A 19,194-nucleotide genomic window follows, 5' to 3' on the forward strand; every position below is an offset into this window, starting at 1 on the left:
ACAAAAGTTCCACTGCCTATTTTTATTACACATGTTGCTTCAATAGTGCGTGTAATTCCTCAAAATTTTGCACTTCATACGTTGGCACAATCTCGCTATGATTGGATTTTTTTTCTGGATTAAACCAACAAGTATCAATTCCCGCTACATATCCACCTTTCATATCAGCGCTTAACGAATCCCCAATAATGAGCCCTTCTTCAGGAACAAAGTTAGGAATCCTTTCAAAAACATAATCAAAATACTCTTTCATCGGCTTTTGATAACCTGTATCTTCAGAAACAAAAATATCTTGAAACAAGGCATGTAACCCTGCATTACGTAATCGTTTATCTTGCGTCTTAGAAATACCGTTTGTCACTATATATAAATCGTACTCACTTTGAATTTGATTTATAAATTGTAAAGCACCTTCCATGAGCTGATTTCCTTCTTCTAAGTAACTGCGATAATTATTTTCGAATAATATCCCATCTACTTCTTCCCCGTATTCTTTAAACAAAATTGAAAATCGTGTATTTACAACTTCATCACGATTTATTTTACCTTCTTCAAAAGCAGTCCAAAGACTTTTATTAATTTTTTTATATTGCGCTTCAATCTCGCTAGTTAGAGACATCCCTTTCTCTTCAAAAAGCATACGTAATGCCGATTTTTCTGCCTTTTGAAAATCCAACAATGTATCATCTACATCAAATAATAGTGTTTTATATTTTTTCATAAGCCCCTCACACTCTCTTTTCTACAAAAACAAATTTACGTAAATCGTATCATTCTTTCTTGTAAAAATAATAGGAGATATCTCATACTAAACATGAGGTGAAAACATGAAAGTCAGCAGAAATAGCGAAGAAATCTCTCATTACATACAAACTTACAAATTCCATACTCTTTTTTCTTTTGATATCTTACCGTATGCTGAACTACATTCCTTTCAGAAGAGAGAAAAGATATGTAATGAAGGGGTCGATGTTCCTTATCTTTATTACTTAATTTCTGGGAAAGCAAAAATATATATGAGTCACAAAAACGGAAAGGTCTCCTTGATTAACTTTATTCAGGCACCTTCGTTCATTGGGGAATTAGGATTAATTGGCGTAGAATCTGTTACGAAAACGGTGGAAGTAATTGAAGAGTGTATATGCTTAGCGCTTCCTCTTAAAGATTGTCAGCATCTTTTGTTACAAGATGCTACCTTTCTACAGAAACTATGCAAATTTATCGGTGAGAAAACCATTACCCGAACAGAAAGTTATGCTAAAAATAATAGTTATCCGTTCGAAAATCGATTAGCGGCGTTTATTCTATTAACAGAACAAAATAACAGTTATATAGAAAAACATACTGAGGTTTCGGAATACTTAAATGTTAGCTACCGTCACCTTTTATATGTATTAAACCAATTTTGCCAACAAAATTACTTAAAGAAAGATGGAAGAACCTATTACATACAAGATCGAATTCAGTTAGAAAAACTAGCTGATGAACTTAAAATATAAAAAAGTAGCATTAACGTTTACCTGTTAATGCTACTTTTTTCGAGTGACGATTTTATTTTTAATTAAAATTTGCTTGCTACTTTAGCTGCTTCTTCAAGACCAGCTGTAATGATTTCTTCTGCTTTATCTGGGAATTGGTTATGTCCTTCAATAACTACTGTTTCCATGTTTGTTGCGCCGAAGAAGCCCATCATGCTTGCTACATATTTAACAGCCATTTCTACTTCTGCTGCTGGACCTTCAGAATATACACCGCCGCGCGCGTTTAATAATGCAATCTTCTTATCTCCAATTAGACCAACTGGACCTTCTGGCGTATATTTAAATGTTTTACCAGCTCGGTTTAAATAATCAATATATGTGTGTAATACTGCTGGAATCGTTAAGTTCCATAATGGGAAACCGAAAACGACTTTATCAGCTTCTAGGAATTGATTTAAATACTTATCAGCAACTGCTACTGCTTTTGCTTCCTCTTCAGTTAAATCAAACCCTTTACCAGCTTTGAATGTACCATTAATCATATCTACGCCTACATATGGTAATTCTTCTTTATATAAATCAAGTTCTACTACTGTATCGTTTGGATGCGCTTCTTTGTAACTTGCTAAAAACGCTTCATATAATTTTACACTAACTGCTTGTTCCGCTGGACGGTTGTTTGCTTTTACGAATAAAACTTTTGTCATTATGTTTTCCTCCTAGTACTAACTCTTCTGTTGTTATATGCTTTCAAAAAAGGTATCCCTTGTAATTGTTGTTTTGTTGCTTACAAACATATTTTATCTTTATATCAAGACAATTTCGTCCTCACATAGACGTATTTTTCCATAAAAAAAGTCCACCTTCTAAAGGCGAACTAGGTCTTACGACTTTCGTCTTATACAATTCCATTTTTTACTGCATATAATGCCGCTTGCGTGCGATCAGATAAATGCAACTTACTCAAAATACTACTTACATGAGCTTTTACTGTTTTTTCTGTAATAACTAAAACAGAAGCGATTTCTTTATTACTCATCCCTTTCGCTAATAGCTGCAATACTTCATTTTCTCTCGCTGTTAACACATCCACTTGAATAGAAGGCTCTTCTTCCTTTTCTTCTACAGGTAATGTTTGAGAGAGAAGAGCATTTGCTATATCAGGATGTAATTGAATATTACCTTTATATGCACTTCGAATAGCCTCAACAAGCTGATCCGGTTCTACATCTTTTAAAATATACCCGCTTGCTCCAGCCCTTAATGCTGGTAACACATGCGCCTGATCAGAAAAGCTAGTTAATACAATTACTTTCACATCCGGATATTCTTTTTTAATACACGCTGTCGCCTCAACACCATCCATTTCGGGCATATATAAATCCATTAGTACAACATCAGGATTCGTCTCCCCTACTTTCATTAGTGCCTCTTTCCCATTACTTGCTTCTCCAACTAACTCTATATCTTCCTGTGTACTTAAGAAAAATGCTAATCCTTTTAAAACGACTGTATGATCATCAACTAACAATACTTTTATTTTCACAAACTTCCCTCATTTTCACATCATAATGGTACGTTTACTTTTACACTTGTCCTTTTCTTATCACTTACAATTTTAATTGTTCCACCGACTAATTCTACTCTTTCTCGCATCGTAGTCATGCCAAGTGATTTCTTCTCTTTTATATCCTTTTCTACGAAGCCGGTTCCTTGATCGACTATTTCTAATGATACATTCTTCTCCGTCACTTTGAAATAAATCGTCGCTTCTCTAACATTTGCATGCTTACTTACATTATTTAAAGCTTCTTGTCCAATTCTCCATAGCGCTTCCTCTACTACGCGTGGCAAATCACGGACACCTGTAACTTGTTCTCGAATTTTCAATCCCAAACTTTCACCATATTGCTTTAAAGCTGGTAATAATCCTTTCTCCAAACCCGCTGGACGTAATTGCCAAATTAACGTCCTCATTTCTTTTAAAGCTCCTTGTGCTAGTTCACGCATGTCATGCAAAGATCGATCCACTTTTTCGTTTTGACCTTTTAAAACCGCCTCAGCGCCTTTGGTCATAAAGGTTAACGAAAATAACTTTTGTGAAACAGAGTCATGTAAGTCCCTTGCTAATCGATTTCTTTCTTCCATTCGTACGAGTTCACGTCGTTGCTCATTTAACCTTAAATTTTCTATCACGAAAGAAATATGATTTGTTATTGCTTGAAGTACATCTAACGTATTTACATCAAATTCACCATTATTTGAACTAACACATAAAACACCAAATATGTGAGTTTGAATCTGTATTGGGGTGGCGATAACCGTCCTATTAGAGGCAATCTTATGACTGATTTGATCGTTTAATAAAATAGGTTCACCTTTTTCTAACGCTTCTTTCGCTGCTTCTTTTATATCCTCCTGCCATTCTTCCTGGCAATAAGATGCCCGCAAGGATAATTCTTTCTCTTCCCTAATAAAGAACGCGACTTGATTCCACTGAAACACTTCACCTAATTGATCTACAACTTTTTCAGGTAATATATTAAATTGATGAATCGTTCTTAAAACTTGAATAAATCGTTCTAATTTCACATAATAATGCGCTCTTCGCTTTTCATTTTCATATAACTTTGCTCGTTTTAAAGCCGTTCCAATTTGGAAGGCAACTGATTGAAGCAATACTAATTCTTCTTCTGAAAAATGTGTTTTACCTGGGCTTGCCACATTTAACAAACCAAATTTCTCTCCCCCAGCCTTTAAAGGAACAGTAGCATGATGAAGAATTCCTTCTGTATCTCCCCAATTATATTCAATTGCATTATTAATTCTTTTACATTCAATAATATTAACAGCTCGCTCTAGTTTTCCTTCCACAAAGCCACGTAAACACCAACATTCCCCTTCACACATCGGGCGTTTGTTTTCATATGTAAGTGCCTCTGGTAATTGATAATCAATTAATTTTGTATATCTACCATTTTCATCCGCAAGAAATATCCATCCTGTCGTTAAACCTGTTACACTAAGTAATTTTTCTAGCACTGCTTGCAATACATGGTATGTATCATTTGATGTATTTAGCGTTTCTGCAATTTCTTTTAATATAACTAATTCATTTGTACGATTCTCTTGAAACATAATTCGTCTCCTACATACAAGATTTTACATAGTTCCTAACATAAATCATCTACTTTTCACTTTGTACTTATTCATAACATTGATATAATGGTGAAAACATAGTTTTCATTATATCACCTGAGGGGGCTTTTCATAATGACATTAAATAAAGCACTTACTATCGCTGGTTCTGACACAAGTGGCGGTGCTGGTATACAAGCAGATTTAAAAACATTCCAAGAACTTGGTGTATACGGAATGACATCACTTACGACAATCGTAACGATGGATCCACATAACGGTTGGGCCCATAACGTATTCCCAATCCCAGCTTCTACATTAAAACCACAATTAGAAACGACAATTGAGGGTGTTGGCGTAGATGCTTTAAAAACAGGTATGCTTGGATCGGTAGAAATTATTGAAATGGTTGCAGAAACAATCGAAAAACATAATTTCAAAAATGTAGTAGTTGACCCTGTTATGGTATGTAAAGGTGCTGATGAAGCATTACACCCTGAAACGAATGATTGCTTACGTGACGTTCTTGTTCCAAAGGCATTAGTTGTAACACCAAACTTATTTGAAGCTTACCAATTAAGTGGCGTAAAGATTAATTCTCTTGAAGACATGAAAGAAGCAGCGAAAAAGATCCACGCTTTAGGTGCGAAATACGTCCTAATTAAAGGCGGTAGCAAGCTTGGTACCGAAACTGCAATCGACGTCCTATATGATGGAGAGACATTCGACATTCTAGAATCAGAAAAAATTGATACGACAAATACACACGGCGCAGGTTGCACATATTCTGCTGCAATTACAGCAGAACTTGCAAAAGGAAAACCTGTGAAAGAAGCAGTAAAAACTGCTAAAGAATTTATCACAGCTGCTATCCGTTATTCATTCAAGATCAACGAATACGTAGGCCCAACACATCACGGTGCATATCGTAAATTCGTTGTATCAAAAGAGCTTGTATAACCTATAAATAAAAACACCCACAGAGTGTGTATTTTCCCTCTCTGTGGGTGTTTTTATTTATAAGCTCTTCTGGTCATCTTATCTTTAAGATGCAGAACTAACCTGATTTCTACCATTTCTTTTGGAGTAATATAATGCATCATCAGCAGCTTGAATAAATTGCTCTGGTGATTGTTCATATACTGAAATCCCTACTGAAACTGTAATTTTTATTTTTGTTCCATCTAACAATTGGAATGAATGTTTTTCAACAGCTGCGCGAACTTTTTCCCCCATACGCATTCCGTAAGCTAATCCCTTCTGCGGTATAAGAAGCGCGAACTCCTCTCCACCCTTTCGAAAAGCCAAATCTGGAAACGTTGAAACTTCTCGTAAAATACGCCCTATTTGTTTTAATACTTCATCTCCTGCAGGATGCCCGTACGTATCGTTTACAGACTTAAAATGATCAATATCTATAAGTAGTAAACAAAGTGAATCATTTTTCATGCGCTTATTACCAATATGATGATTCATTTCTAAATCAAACTGCCTTACGTTTCCTAACCCTGTCAATGCATCTATCGTTGCATATTGCTTCATCTTTTGAAATAACTCATTGGATTGCAATACATAATTCGCGCTTATAAATGTGATATATGCTGCAACACTACTACAAACTAAATATAATGCTACTATAGACATATCCTTAAACAGCATAGAAAGTGGCACCGCTAAAATAAATAAACTATATACATTAAACCAGGTCCATCTTGTAAACATAGAAACTTTCATCCGCCAAATGAAAGTAACCCCAATACCTATCAATACAATAGTATAACAAGCCAATTCAGAGGCTAAAGAGTACTCGGTTAAAAATAATCGGGTAATTAAAATAATCGTAACTGTTATACTACTAGCTATCGGCCCTCCGATTATAATTGCCAAAATAACTGCTAAATAACGTAGATCCAACATAATATTTTCAATATGTACACCAAAATACATCAACAGTACACTTAATATTCCAGTAAGAATACCAACTACACATTTCTGCCAAAAAGAGAACTCTTCTTTTAACGGTTTATCTCTTAAAAGCTGACCTCCAATAAAAATAAAGGAAAGAATAATTGTTGTATTTACAAATAAGTCCCTTAACATAAAATAATCTCCCTACTTTTCTATCTATCCCTTTCCTTATTTTATTGTATACGAAATGCCTATAATTCCCAAAGTTTTTTATATATTTTTTTGCTGTTCCACGTGAAACAGCAAAAAAATAAAAAGGACGCAAATTCGTCCTTCTCATTAACAACAGCGTGATATTTTTCCACCCTTTGCATTAAATCTAGCTTCTTGCGCTTCTGCAAAAAATTGTTTTTGACATACAACTTCTTCTTCTGGATGATGCTTTTTCATATGCTCTACATATGTTTCATAGCTTGGTACCCCAACAAGTAAGCTAATAAAGTGTTTCCTTTGTCCCCATACTTGCCGTAGTCTTTTAAGCATAGTTCCTCGACTCACTTTCATCTTTAGGGATATATGGTGCCTCTTTTAGCGGCATCGGCTTATTTCTTAATACTTGAATCCAAATTCGAATTGCAGAAATTAATACAGCGATTACAACGATCATAAAAATTCCACAAAGTGCCGCATCAATATAATCATTGAAAATAATTTGCTTCATTTGGGCAACATTTTTAGCTGGCGCTAACACTTTCCCTTCATCTAACGCTCCTTGAAACACCTTTGCGTGGGATAGAAATCCTATTTTTGGGTTTTCATGAAATAGCTTTTGATACCCCGCTGTCATCGTTACAATAAGCAATCCGATAGTTGGAATAAGCGTCACCCAAACATATGCCTTTTTTCCCATTTTGAACAAAATTGTCGTTCCAAGTAATAATGCAATACCTGCTAACATTTGATTTGCAATACCGAAAAGTGGCCATAATGTATTAATTCCACCAAGCGGATCAACTACCCCTTGATATAAGAAATAACCCCATCCTAATACACATAACGTTGTAGCTATTACATTCGCTAATGTAGAATCCGTTTTCCCAAATGGCTTATATACATGCCCTAAAATATCTTGAATCATAAATCGGCCGACACGCGTTCCAGCATCAATTGTTGTTAAAATGAATAGTGCTTCAAAGAGAATCGCAAAATGATACCAAAATGCCATCATGGCCGTTCCACCTATTACTTGTGAGAAAATATATGCCATACCTATCGCTAACGTTGGCGCACCACCTGTACGTGATAAAATCGTTTGCTCTCCAACGTTTACGGCGAGATCTTTTAGTTCATTTGGTGTAATAGCAAATCCCCATGAGGAAATAACTTGAGCTGCCTGCGAGACATCTGTACCGATAAGTGCTGCAGGACTATTAATTGCAAAATACGTTCCCGGTGTTAATACACAAGCTGCAATCATCGCCATGGCTGCTACAAACGACTCCATTAACATTGCTCCATAACCGATTGGCTGTGCGTGTCCCTCTTGCTCAATCATCTTCGGCGTCGTACCTGATGAAACAAGAGCATGGAATCCAGACACTGCACCACAAGCAATAGTAATAAATAAGAACGGGAATAAGTTTCCAGAGAACACAGGACCAGTTCCATCAATAAATTTTGAAACTGCTGGCATTTGTAAATCTGGTGCTACAATTAAAATACCGATTGCTAATCCTACAATTGTTCCGACTTTTAAAAATGTACTTAAATAATCACGTGGTGCTAAAAGCATCCAAACTGGTAATGCCGATGCGATAAATCCATATACAATAAGCATTATAGCAATTGTTTCTCCGCTAAACGTGAACATGCTTGCAAGCGCTGGATTTTCCGCTACATACTGCCCTCCAATAAGAGACAGTATAAGTAGGATAATTCCAATTACTGACCCTTCACCAACCCGTCCAGGCCTAATGTAGCGCATATATACTCCCATTAAAATAGCAATAGGAATCGTTGCTGCTATCGTAAACATTCCCCAAGGGCTTCCGACAAGCGCCTTTACTACTACTAATGCTAATACTGCTAATAAAATAATCATAATGCCTAAAATACCAATCATTGCAATAAGTCCTGTAACAGGACCAATCTCATCTTTAATCATTTCACCGAGAGATTTACCATTACGTCTCATCGAAGCAAATAAAATGACAAAATCTTGCACAGCTCCGGCGACAACTACCCCTACAATAATCCATATTGTCCCTGGCAAATATCCCATTTGTGCCGCCAAAATTGGTCCTACTAAAGGACCAGCCCCAGCGATTGCTGCAAAATGATGCCCAAATAATACCCATTTATTTGTCGGAACATAATCTTTTCCATCATTTAATGTATGAGCTGGCGTTTGTCGATTATTATCTAAACCGAATACCTTTCTCGCTATAAATCTACTATAAAAGCGATAAGCAACTGCATACACACATACCGCAGCTACTAAGAGCCATACAGCATTAATAGTTTCACCTTGTGATAAAGCTATTACACCAAAAGCCCCGGCTCCTACTGCTGCAATAACTCCCCAAAGTAAAATCGACTTCAATGTTCTCACATACAATCCCCCCAATACTATTTCTTAGTGGGATTGTACTAAATTTTCTGAATATTTAACTTGAATCCTCCCTATCATGAAGGATTTTTAGTTTATCATGTTAAAAAATTCGCATTATCTGCTATAATTCAATTTTATTTCGAAGTCGTTTCACATAATTACGACTTACTGGAATCGGTTGCTCATCATATTTATCTAAATACAGATTATATGTGCCATTATAGTAAGGCTTTAACTCTTGTACATATGACATATTAATTAAATAACTTTTATGCACACGTAAAAAATCATATGCATTTAGCTTATTTTCTAGCTCCTGGAGTGTATATGTTGAAATATACTGATTATTTGTTGTATAAATTGAAACTGTTTTGTTTTCCTTATTTTTGCTTACATATACAATATCTTCAGGGAAAATATACCGAATCCCCTCTTGACCTTCTATCGGTAGTTTACGCAAATAGCTCTTTGCTTTCTCACCTTGCTCTTTAGCCATTCTATATAAAAGGAATTGCAAATCTTCCTCGCGAAATGGGCGTAGTAAATAATAAACCGCTTGAAAACGAAATGCTGTAATGGACTCTTCTATATCTTCACCCATAAAAATAAATTTCGTATAACAATTTACTTCCCGTAATAAACTCGCATATTCAAAACCCGTTCCATCTAGTAATTTTGAATTTAAAAAAACAAAATCTGGTGTATGCTTCTTCATCATAAATAATGATTCTGTTCCTGTATTTGCTTCAAAACATTCTACATTCCTTATATTTTCAGTAAATTTTTCAACTAAACTTCTTCGCTCTTCTGCATCTTCCATGATCAGTAAAATTTTCATTTCTTCAACCACCTAATTCTTTTGTCCGTATGTCCTGTTGTATACATTCGCTTTTATAAGGAACATTCCCTTTTTCTTACTATACCATTATTTATCTAAAAAAACAGAAAAAAGGGAACCAACATGGTTCCCCCTGCCCTTTTTTCCGTTATTTGTAGGCAGTAAAACCCACTGAATGAGAAAACATGGGCTCTTAGTTTTACTACTCTAAAACATAATTGGTACGGACCAATAATTGAGATCACTTACCGATTAAAGTTTTACCTTATACTAATTCTCGTTGTTTCGTTTCTTGCCCAAGTATAATTACAGCAAATACGCCTATTAAAATTGATCCACAGAAAATCGTAAATATTAGTGATAGTGAAGCCTGTAAAGCAACTAAATATCCTACTAATAGCGGTCCAAGAATACCACCAATACGACCGAATGCTGCCGCCATCCCTGCACCTGTACCACGAATAACTGTTGGGTATTGTTCAGGTGTATAAGCATATAATGCACCCCAAGCACCTAAATTAAAGAATGATAGTAACATGCCTGCTACGATTAATACCGTTAATGACTCTGCCACTCCAAATAAGTAAGCACTGCAAGCTGTACCAATTAAATACGTAACTAAAACAAACTTACGACCAAGACGTTCAATAAACCAAGCAGCTGTGAAATAACCTGGTAATTGAGCTAACGTCATAATAAGTACGTATTGGAAACTTTTTATTAAACTAAATCCTTTTAATACCATTACACTAGGTAACCAAAGGAACATGCCATAATAGGAGAAGACAACAGAAAACCATAAAATCCATAACATAATTGTTGCCTTACGATATTCCCCAGACCAAACTGACTTTATATTTTCGATAACGGATGGCCTTTTTTCAACCTTTTGGAATCTTGGAGAATCCGGTAAATTCCATCTTAAATATAAAGCATATAGCGCCGGAACCGCACTCAATATCATCGCAACTTCCCAACCATATTTCGGTATAACAAAATACGAGATAAGAGCTGCGATTAGCCATCCACCTGCCCAAAAACTTTCTAATAGCACAACTATTTTGCCACGTTCATGTGCTTCAACACTCTCCGATACTAATGTAGAAGCAACTGGAAGTTCTCCACCAAGCCCCATACCAATTAAAAATCGTAAAACAAGGAACATAGCAAGTGTCGTCGTTAAAGCCGTTAAACCACTACCGATAGAAAATAATAATAATGTAATAATAAAGACTGATTTCCGCCCTATTTTATCTGATAGTATTCCAAAAACGAGCGCCCCGACCGCCATACCAATTGAATTAATGCTGCCTATCCAGCCCATTTCTTGGGTACTTAATCCCCAATCTTTTTGCAGCGCTACCATTACAAATGAAAGCATTCCAACATCCATTGCATCAAATAACCATCCAAGCCCCGCTATACCAAGTAGCTTTCGCTTCGAAATTTCTTTCACCTTGCCCACAAGAAGTCCTCCTTACACAGCTGTCTTTACACATCATTTTACATGTGTGAATTGTATAAGTAAAATACTTTCGTGTAAAAAATTCTCCTTCATCATTCCCAAAAAGTAAAATACTTATCCGACTATTTGAGGGCAGTAAGACCCCTCACCTCAAAATTGAGCTGAAGCAAAGAGAGATAGATAAAAAAACATGGCCATTAAACACCCGATTAGTGAGTGTCCGCAATCGGTAGTAGATGAATAAAAACGCACTTTATTAAAAATGGACAAATAAAAAAGTAGCGATAGAACGCTACTTTTTTGAACGCATGACTTCTTTTAAAAATTCCGCTAATACTAACTGACGACGCCAACGCGTTGGATTGCTACACAATCTATAAAACCACTCTAAATGGATCGCTTGAATCCATTTTGGTGCACGTTTTACCTCTCCAGCCCATACATCTAAACTTCCGCCTACTCCAACGGCCATTTTCGTTTCTAAACGATGCTTATTCGTTTGGATAAAGTTCTCTTGTCTCGGGAAACCAAGTGCAACAAGCAATAAGTCTGGTTTTGCCTTTTGAATACGAGAAACAATATTCTCTTCTTCTTCTTGTTTAAAATATCCATCTTGTATACCCACAATAGATACAGCTGAATACGTCTTCGTTAAATGATCTGCTGCAGCTTGTACAACATGCGGTTTTGCACCTAATAAGAAAACTGATACTGGTTTATTGTCTTCTGATAACGCCGCAAGTAAATTACACATTAAATCAAAACCTGCTACACGTTCCTTTACAGGTGTACCTAACATACCACTTGCTTTTACGACTCCAATACCATCAGGTGTAATTAAATCTGCATTTAATAATGTTTGATGGAATGCTTCATCCTTTTTTGCACACATAACAATTTCAGGATTTGCTGTTACTACCTGAAAAGTATGTGTTCGCTCCACTTCTAGTTGTTCTTTTAAATATTGGACCGTTTCATCCATTGTCATTGTAGAAAAAGGAACGCCTAGAATATCAACTGTTTGTACTGCCATAGTTAACTATCCTCTCTATCATTACAAGTTTTTCGCTATTAATTGCTTATATGTTTCCTTTGTATCTTCATATAGTTTTTGAAGTGAGAAGTTCATAATAGCATGCTCATAAATATGTTTCCCCATTGCTGCTAATTCTCCAGTTTTCCACTTATCATACGCTTCTTCTAAAGCTAATGCTAATGCCCTTCCATCATCTGTTGGCACAATCCATCCATACGTTTCATCTACAATTAATGGTTCAATCTCTCCAGCCCTAGTCACAATTGATGGTACGCGTTGATTTGCCGCTTCTAATAAAACTAGTGGGAACCCTTCACTATGGGAGGTTAATAAATTCACATGTGACGACGCAAATAATTGTTTTACATCTTGACGATGCCCTAAAAACTCAACTTTATTATTAATCCCTTTTTCAGTAGCCAATGACTTTAGATTTTCTTCTAACGGGCCATCGCCAACTAACAATACTTTAATTTTCTCTAATTTTGTTCGTTGTAACGCATCAAATAGAACTTCATGTCCTTTCACAGGATGCAATCGTGCTACTTGGATTGCCGTAAATACATCTTCATCAATATTGAACATTTCTTTTTTATTATAGCCTTCTGCTTTTTCCTTATCGTATTCAATTCCATTATAAATAACATGCATCTTTTCATTAGAAATACCTAAAGCAGCTAAACTTTTCTTTAATCTATTTGTTACAACAAAAAATAAATCTATATTTTTTAAGGCTTTCAAATTCAATTTCGTAAAAATCCAACCTTTTAAGCCTTGTTTAGTAAAGTCTTCAAATGGATCACTATGAATAGTCGTTACCCATTTTGCCGTTATTCTCTTTTTCATTAAAGAAACATAGAAATTAGCCCTAGGACCATGCGTATGAACTATATCAAATTTTTCATTATTAATGAATTCGCTTATATTCTTTAAAATAGATAAATCATAGCGGGATTTTTGTGAAAACACATGGACTTTTATCCCTAACTCTCTTGCTTCTTTCGCAACAATTCCATCTTCAAATACCGCTAATTCTACTTCACCAGTTGGAAACTGATCGAGAAGTGAAATAATATGTGTTTTCCCTCCCCCATCTTCTGCTCCTGCATTCATATGCAATATCCTCATATTTTTTCCTCCTTTAAATCCTCGCCACATTTCCATCTATCTTTATTTTACTGTACTAAAAAATAAAAGCTAACAAAAGTTAGCTTTTATTTTAATCATTCAATTTCTAAGTCTACAATTAGATAAGCTAACACCACTACAAAGTAGATCCCAACTCCTGGTGCTGTTAAAATATGTCCTGCAATATAAGCAATACCTAATGCTAACAATAAGCTTGCTGCAATCATTCCATATTTTATATTAAATATCTCTTTAAACCTTGTAATAAATACTAGTAGGATTCTTAAGCCGTAATAAATAAATGGAATCATTAGTAATGCAAAACCAATAATCCCAAAGTCATAAAACCAATCATGGAAGTCCATTTCAATTAGCTTTGGATCTGGCTGCTTTTGTTCATTATATTTAAAATTACCTGCATAACCCATTCCTAATAACTTTTGTGACGTTGGCGCTTCTTTAAAGAACTGCTTATGTCTTTCTTCATATACTTGACGTCCGCTGAAAATAAGATTTTCTTGATTTTCTTTCTTTTGCTCTTTCTCAAGCTCTTTCTTAACTTCCTCTTCTATCTTTGCCTTTTCTTCTGGCTTTTCAACTTTATGATGTTTTTCTTCTTTTGCTTTAAGTTCTTGCTCTTTTTTCAGCTTCTCTTTAATTTCTTTTTCTTTTTGACCTTGCTGTGCCACATTTTGCTCTGATAAATAGTTATTGTGAATGCCCATATTTTGTGCTAATGGCGTTTGTTTAAACGTTCCAACTACACCAGCTAATAGGACAATAGCAATTACTGCATTAAGCGCAAGGGATTTTTTGTTCGGATTTTTTCTATCAAATAATAATTGTAGTACAATGATCCCGATTGCTGCCGCTAACGTAGCACCAATTGAGCCCATTCCTACTTTCGTACCGACCTGAATTAATGAGTAAATCATTAAAAGCGATGGAATCCAATATAAAACGTGTTTCCAGCTCTTTGTTTTTTGAATAGAATATAGTACCACAATAGGGAAAATAATAGCTAAGATTGAACCTAGTTCATTCCCTGCATAGAACCAACCTCGAGAACCTACCTTCATCCATTCATAACTACCAAAGTCAGTAGATGTTGAAATAGAAATAACCATAATTGCGTTAATGATTAATGTAGAATATACAATACTATTTCGAACCTTATCACTAATATTAACTTTCTTTTTCAATGATTTTAAAGCTAAAATGTATGACCCCAGCATGATATATATATATAATGCTTTCGCAACGAATTTAACTTCTTCACCAAGTACAATAGGATTCTTAACTAGTTTGTTATTAATAAATCCTACCCCTAAAACTCCGGCTAATAATATAAGATAAATTAAAAACTTTCTATTTTCCTTCTCTTTTGCCTGAATTAAAATATAAATACCACCAACAGCCATAATAAGGAATCTTACTAAAATTCCAACGGTAGCACTTGACTTTAATAAAGTGATGCTAAGAGACGTTAATAAATCTAAAACAGGCTGTAAAATAATAAAAAAGAGCAAAAACCGCTCAAATCTAACCCTAGCTTGATTTGCTAACATTCCAAGACCTCCATACAAAATCTTAACATTATCTTTTAATCATAATTTTTTATCATTCAAACATACCTAGCAATTATAACATAACTCATATTCAAATCGAGAACTATTTTTCCAGCTAAAACTAGCCAGGACAAGTATTAATCAGTAATAGAAATTACTGTCCTTTCGCTATACTCCCTATTTTTACAAAAACTATCTAACAACCATCCCCTTATTTTTGTCAGTATATACATATTTTTTTATCATTTTATACAGATGTAAACAACATACCTAACATTGTAACATTTTACCAACTAGGTAACACCAAAAAAATGTAAAATTAATCTTTTCATATCTTTTTCAAATTACTTTATAGCTATTTTCCAAACATTTTCAAACGCTTTCTTTATGAATTTTATCCGTTTTTCTACATGTAGCGAAAAGTAATTGTTATTTCCAATACTTTAGTGTATATTTTTTCTCTGGAACATCTTTAAGAGGAAGGGATTAAGGCCATGTTATTAATCGATATATTTACGTTTCTTGGCATTATCGCCGCTGCCATTTCTGGTACATTAGTTGGTTTAAAAAAAGATTTAGATTTATTCGGTGTCCTTTGTTTAGCTGTAGCTACTGCGCTCGGCGGCGGTATTATTCGTGATATTATGATCGGTAACCTGCCTCCCGTCGCATTTGTTAAACCCATTTACTTTTTCGTAAGCGTATTATCAGCATTATTTACTTGTATGTTTTTTGAGCGTATCAATAAACTTCAAGTTGTTATTATGCTTTCTGACGCTGTTGGCTTAGGCGTTTTTACAGCTATTGGTGCAAATGCGGCAATGTCACATCATGTTGACGCCTCATTTTTAGTTGTTTCAATGGGAGTCATTACAGGTATTGGAGGCGGTATTTTGCGTGACATTTGCGCTCAAGATATCCCCTACGTCTTCCGAAAAGAAATTTACGCCATCGCTTCTATTTTAGGGGCAATTAGTTTCCTAATCACATATGCAATGGGGGCACACGTATTGGCTTTCTATGTTTGTTTATTAGTAACATTCATTATTCGTGTTGTCACTGTCATATATAATGTACATTTCCCAGTTTTCTTTAAAACACATGCTAAAATTAATAAAGGTCATTAAGAGAATTCTATATGGAATTCTCTTAATTTATATACTATTCTACACACTAACATAGAGTAATTGCATATAAAAATATATAATTATATTAGAACCAAAAAATGAAAACGCTTTATAAACAGGGGGAAGAACGATGCTTGGGGTTTTTAAAAAACATAACAATAAAACAAACGTAAGTATACTTGAATTAAGTAAGAATCAACAAATCACTTTTAACGTTCCTACTAATTCTGAACTGAAAATTCAAATGGATATGCTACATATTTCAAAAGAAGATTTACAAATCGTAAAGGTACTACAGCCTTTTATTTATGAAGAAATTGATTGGATTACTGAAAAATTCTATTCCAATATTACAAAACAGCCTAATTTAATTACGATTATCGAACGTTATAGCTCTATTCCAAAACTAAAGCAAACTTTAAAAACACATATAAAAGAATTATTTAGTGGAGATATGCATGAAGACTTTATTGAACAACGTGTTAGAATTGCAAAAAGACATGTACAAATTGGGTTACATAGAAAATGGTATACTGCCGCTTATCAAGAATTATTCCGCTCTATCATGAAGATTTTAAAAACGAAAATTACAACAATTGACGATTTTTCTTATTCTATAAACGTAATAAACAAATTACTTACTCTTGAACAAGAACTCGTTATTGCGTCTTATGAATCTGAATATGAAAGAATGCAAAAAGAACTTGAAAAAGAAAAAGAAATAACAGCTATGACCATTACACACATTGCAACAGAACTAGCATCTGTATCTGAAAAAACAAGCGCTTCTATTCAGCAGTTAACCGCTAAATCTGAAACGATTGTAGAAATTGCTAAAACAGGTACGTCATTAGCTACAACATCAGAAGAAAAAGCAAATAAAGGTAAAGAACAATTAAATGAGCAAAATAAACGAATGGAATACATTCAAACGAACATGGAAACGATTATTACAGATACACATGAACTTCTAGATATTTCCAACAAAATTAACGAAATTATAGATATTGTAAAATCAATTGCCGAGCAAACAAATTTACTTGCACTAAACGCTGCAATTGAATCTGCGCGTGCTGGGGAATTTGGCAAAGGCTTTTCTGTTGTAGCTGGAGAAATTAGAAAGTTATCAGAGCAAACGAAAGAATCTATATTTAACGTTACAAAGCTCGTTGAAAAAACAAATGAACAGATTGTTCGTGTCTCTTCTTCCGTGAAACAAATTAGCTCTCTCGTATCTGAAGGAACTGATAGTATGTCTGCAACGGATCAATACTTCCAAGAAATCGTAAAAGACATGTCTAACTCAAAAGAACAGAATAAAAAAATTGAAAATGAGTTAGAAACCATTTCACAAGTAATGAAAGGAATTCAAGATGATTCCTCAAAAATGGCTCTAACAGCTGATAGTTTACAACTAGAACTGAACCGATAGAGCGATTATGTCAGTAGAGATTCTTTATCTCTACTAGCTCTTAGTATTCATCTTCCATCAAAAAAAGAATCCAAATTGGATTCTTTTTATTTTCTAAAGAATATTTTTTGACAATACACATAACTCATATAAACACCAAAGCTTTGCAAAATAAACAATGCTGGCACAATAAGATTGTAATAGGTCATATCTACTTGGAAAAGTCTTAACAATACGTATCCGCTAATTAACAATAAGAACAACATATATCCCTCATTTTGTTGTTTCTTAATAAGAAAGTGTAATAGAGCTATAGTCATAAACAATGTTACCGCTATATATATCAGTTTTTCACATTTGAAAAGAGTAGAATTTATCCCCTCATCTGAAAACTGATTTATCACCGGTTCTAAAAGTTTAAATCTTTCTCCCTCAATCTCTTTTAACTTCTGATCAATATGCTCTGTTACACTTTGATTTTTCGATACTTTTTCCTCACGTTGCGCTTTTCCAATTAAGACAGATTGAACATACGTCTCATTCGAAATCGTATATTGGGACAGTCCCATTGTCTGAATTCCATAATTCACACTAAAATGAGCACTATAAAATAGAATAAGTATCCCTATCATCTTTAGTAACACTTTTTGTTTCGTTGCTGATTGAAACACTTCAATTAATAATACATATATCGTGATAAAAATAGGAAGAAATAGTCCCATTGGGAAAATCATATTACTACATGCAAATAAAACCGCTGAAAACACCCACATATAAGGATGATCTAATCCTTTATATAAAAGTATGTAGCAAGCAAAATAAAATAAAAATATTGCAAGTGACTCAGGAGTTAATACGGAACTCATGAATATATTTGGAATATACAGAGCATAAAATGTGGAAGCAATACGACCGCATTCTTCTCCAAAAACCATTGCCGCAATACGATAAATAAAAAATGCAGTTCCTGCGCAAAATAACACATTAAATAGTTGTAAAGCGAATAATGAATCACCAAATATACGAATAATTACCGACTCATATATAAGAAAAGGCAAATGAGTTACAGTCCCTATATTATTACCAATTGCAATCTCCTTTGCAGACTCATACATCACTTTCATATCACCAATTATTGGAGCATCTACAAATAACAGCATACTAAGTCTCACAACTATAGATATACTTATAAGAAAAATAAGAAATTGTTTGTCTGTAAAACGATATTGTAGAATTGATGCCACTAACAAAATGAGTATGACGAAAATTGCCAATATGATTGTTACACTTGTTGTACTTCCCCCAAAAAATTGCTTACTTGTCTCAAATGCTGTCCAACAACTATAAACAAAAAATGCAAGCATCGCACCAATCGTAATTTTATTGAAGAAAGATGAAAAATTTGTTTGTATATGATTCATATGTCCATTGCACCTCTATTTCCATTCATAACAAAACGATTCTATCATGAATGGGTACACGG

The 19,194-nt window shown here is 34.4% G+C and carries 17 protein-coding genes and 1 pseudogene; 5 read left to right on the top strand and 13 right to left on the bottom strand.

Annotated elements, in window-relative coordinates; genetic code table 11:
- Window positions 1-25 precede the first annotated feature (25 nt).
- Entirely contained in the window at window positions 26-721 is a 696-nt protein-coding gene (locus ACTFSI_RS11850) for a YjjG family noncanonical pyrimidine nucleotidase (protein WP_197225596.1), read from the bottom strand.
- Window positions 722-827: 106 nt separating this feature from the next.
- Between ACTFSI_RS11850 and ACTFSI_RS11855 the strand changes: the two genes are divergently transcribed.
- Window positions 828-1,499, top strand: coding sequence for a transcriptional regulator YeiL (locus ACTFSI_RS11855; RefSeq protein WP_138320650.1), 672 nt, complete (start codon window positions 828-830; stop codon window positions 1,497-1,499).
- A 62-nt stretch (window positions 1,500-1,561) separates the two neighbouring features.
- On the opposite strand, the gene ACTFSI_RS11860 is transcribed toward ACTFSI_RS11855, so the two are convergent.
- From ACTFSI_RS11860 to ACTFSI_RS11870, 3 genes are all read right to left on the bottom strand, one after another.
- Complete coding sequence (locus tag ACTFSI_RS11860) at window positions 1,562-2,188, bottom strand: FMN-dependent NADH-azoreductase (protein ID WP_000170050.1); 627 nt, start codon at window positions 2,186-2,188, stop codon at window positions 1,562-1,564.
- Between the two features lie 191 nt (window positions 2,189-2,379).
- Window positions 2,380-3,027 (bottom strand): response regulator, encoded by a 648-nt coding sequence (locus tag ACTFSI_RS11865; protein WP_000695783.1) that lies wholly within the window; start codon window positions 3,025-3,027, stop codon window positions 2,380-2,382.
- A 20-nt stretch (window positions 3,028-3,047) separates the two neighbouring features.
- A complete protein-coding gene (locus ACTFSI_RS11870) occupies window positions 3,048-4,619 on the bottom strand; it encodes a GAF domain-containing sensor histidine kinase (RefSeq protein ID WP_000485103.1) in 1,572 nt (523 codons plus the stop codon).
- Window positions 4,620-4,754: 135 nt separating this feature from the next.
- Here ACTFSI_RS11870 and pdxK point away from each other — a divergent pair, with 135 nt between their 5' ends.
- Window positions 4,755-5,579: a pyridoxine/pyridoxal/pyridoxamine kinase gene (gene pdxK / locus ACTFSI_RS11875; protein WP_000174249.1), complete on the top strand. Its 825-nt coding sequence runs from the start codon at window positions 4,755-4,757 to the stop codon at window positions 5,577-5,579.
- 84 nt (window positions 5,580-5,663) lie between these two features.
- On the opposite strand, the gene ACTFSI_RS11880 is transcribed toward pdxK, so the two are convergent.
- The 8 genes from ACTFSI_RS11880 to ACTFSI_RS11915 all read right to left on the bottom strand — a co-directional run bounded on the left by ACTFSI_RS11880 (window position 5,664) and on the right by ACTFSI_RS11915 (window position 15,173).
- Window positions 5,664-6,719: a GGDEF domain-containing protein gene (locus ACTFSI_RS11880; RefSeq protein ID WP_000942896.1), complete on the bottom strand. Its 1,056-nt coding sequence runs from the start codon at window positions 6,717-6,719 to the stop codon at window positions 5,664-5,666.
- A 147-nt stretch (window positions 6,720-6,866) separates the two neighbouring features.
- Window positions 6,867-7,070, bottom strand: coding sequence for a YbdD/YjiX family protein (locus ACTFSI_RS11885; protein ID WP_000919824.1), 204 nt, complete (start codon window positions 7,068-7,070; stop codon window positions 6,867-6,869).
- Entirely contained in the window at window positions 7,063-9,138 is a 2,076-nt protein-coding gene (gene cstA / locus ACTFSI_RS11890; RefSeq protein ID WP_044791881.1) for a carbon starvation protein CstA, read from the bottom strand. Before cstA ends, ACTFSI_RS11885 begins: the two co-directional genes overlap by 8 nt.
- A gap of 121 nt (window positions 9,139-9,259) precedes the next feature.
- A complete protein-coding gene (locus ACTFSI_RS11895) occupies window positions 9,260-9,976 on the bottom strand; it encodes a LytR/AlgR family response regulator transcription factor (RefSeq protein WP_000698252.1) in 717 nt (238 codons plus the stop codon).
- A gap of 265 nt (window positions 9,977-10,241) precedes the next feature.
- Window positions 10,242-11,441 carry an MFS transporter gene (locus ACTFSI_RS11900; protein ID WP_000521096.1) on the bottom strand — a complete coding sequence of 400 codons (1,200 nt, stop codon included), beginning with the start codon at window positions 11,439-11,441 and terminating at the stop codon, window positions 10,242-10,244.
- A gap of 292 nt (window positions 11,442-11,733) precedes the next feature.
- Entirely contained in the window at window positions 11,734-12,474 is a 741-nt protein-coding gene (locus tag ACTFSI_RS11905) for a WecB/TagA/CpsF family glycosyltransferase (protein WP_000290759.1), read from the bottom strand.
- A gap of 21 nt (window positions 12,475-12,495) precedes the next feature.
- Window positions 12,496-13,605 (bottom strand): glycosyltransferase family 4 protein, encoded by a 1,110-nt coding sequence (locus tag ACTFSI_RS11910; protein ID WP_001221233.1) that lies wholly within the window; start codon window positions 13,603-13,605, stop codon window positions 12,496-12,498.
- Window positions 13,606-13,700: 95 nt separating this feature from the next.
- Window positions 13,701-15,173, bottom strand: a complete 1,473-nt coding sequence (locus ACTFSI_RS11915; RefSeq protein ID WP_000880770.1) for an O-antigen ligase family protein — start codon at window positions 15,171-15,173, stop codon at window positions 13,701-13,703.
- A gap of 494 nt (window positions 15,174-15,667) precedes the next feature.
- Between ACTFSI_RS11915 and ACTFSI_RS11920 the strand changes: the two genes are divergently transcribed.
- The 3 genes and pseudogenes from ACTFSI_RS11920 (at window position 15,668) to ACTFSI_RS11930 (ending at window position 17,732) form a co-directional block, all read left to right on the top strand.
- Entirely contained in the window at window positions 15,668-16,300 is a 633-nt protein-coding gene (locus ACTFSI_RS11920; RefSeq protein ID WP_000924376.1) for a trimeric intracellular cation channel family protein, read from the top strand.
- A gap of 250 nt (window positions 16,301-16,550) precedes the next feature.
- Window positions 16,551-16,928: pseudogene (locus ACTFSI_RS11925) on the top strand (protoglobin family protein); the annotation flags it as partial.
- On the top strand, window positions 16,926-17,732 hold the full coding sequence (locus tag ACTFSI_RS11930) for a methyl-accepting chemotaxis protein (RefSeq protein ID WP_369805093.1): 807 nt from the start codon (window positions 16,926-16,928) through the stop codon (window positions 17,730-17,732). The pseudogene ACTFSI_RS11925 and the gene ACTFSI_RS11930, both read left to right, overlap by 3 nt.
- Window positions 17,733-17,818: 86 nt before the next feature.
- On the opposite strand, the gene ACTFSI_RS11935 is transcribed toward ACTFSI_RS11930, so the two are convergent.
- Window positions 17,819-19,132 (bottom strand): ArnT family glycosyltransferase, encoded by a 1,314-nt coding sequence (locus tag ACTFSI_RS11935; RefSeq protein WP_001015643.1) that lies wholly within the window; start codon window positions 19,130-19,132, stop codon window positions 17,819-17,821.
- Between the last annotated feature and the right edge of the window lie 62 nt (window positions 19,133-19,194).

It is taken from the genome of Bacillus cereus group sp. MYBK101-2 (assembly GCF_051918845.1).
GTDB classification, from domain to species: Bacteria; Bacillota; Bacilli; order Bacillales; family Bacillaceae_G; genus Bacillus_A; species Bacillus_A paranthracis.

What these genes read in the sequence shown, in the direction of transcription:
- ACTFSI_RS11920 (WP_000924376.1), top strand. Translation starts at nt 15,668, where the DNA reads ATGTTATTAATCGATATATTTACGTTTCTTGGCATTATCGCCGCTGCC.
- ACTFSI_RS11910 (WP_001221233.1), bottom strand. Translation starts at nt 13,605, where the DNA reads ATGAGGATATTGCATATGAATGCAGGAGCAGAAGATGGGGGAGGGAAA.
- ACTFSI_RS11855 (WP_138320650.1), top strand. Translation starts at nt 828, where the DNA reads ATGAAAGTCAGCAGAAATAGCGAAGAAATCTCTCATTACATACAAACT.
- ACTFSI_RS11905 (WP_000290759.1), bottom strand. Translation starts at nt 12,474, where the DNA reads ATGGCAGTACAAACAGTTGATATTCTAGGCGTTCCTTTTTCTACAATG.
- ACTFSI_RS11860 (WP_000170050.1), bottom strand. Translation starts at nt 2,188, where the DNA reads ATGACAAAAGTTTTATTCGTAAAAGCAAACAACCGTCCAGCGGAACAA.
- ACTFSI_RS11895 (WP_000698252.1), bottom strand. Translation starts at nt 9,976, where the DNA reads ATGAAAATTTTACTGATCATGGAAGATGCAGAAGAGCGAAGAAGTTTA.
- ACTFSI_RS11870 (WP_000485103.1), bottom strand. Translation starts at nt 4,619, where the DNA reads ATGTTTCAAGAGAATCGTACAAATGAATTAGTTATATTAAAAGAAATT.
- pdxK (WP_000174249.1), top strand. Translation starts at nt 4,755, where the DNA reads ATGACATTAAATAAAGCACTTACTATCGCTGGTTCTGACACAAGTGGC.
- ACTFSI_RS11880 (WP_000942896.1), bottom strand. Translation starts at nt 6,719, where the DNA reads ATGTTAAGGGACTTATTTGTAAATACAACAATTATTCTTTCCTTTATT.
- ACTFSI_RS11850 (WP_197225596.1), bottom strand. Translation starts at nt 721, where the DNA reads ATGAAAAAATATAAAACACTATTATTTGATGTAGATGATACATTGTTG.
- ACTFSI_RS11915 (WP_000880770.1), bottom strand. Translation starts at nt 15,173, where the DNA reads ATGTTAGCAAATCAAGCTAGGGTTAGATTTGAGCGGTTTTTGCTCTTT.
- ACTFSI_RS11935 (WP_001015643.1), bottom strand. Translation starts at nt 19,132, where the DNA reads ATGAATCATATACAAACAAATTTTTCATCTTTCTTCAATAAAATTACG.
- ACTFSI_RS11885 (WP_000919824.1), bottom strand. Translation starts at nt 7,070, where the DNA reads ATGCTTAAAAGACTACGGCAAGTATGGGGACAAAGGAAACACTTTATT.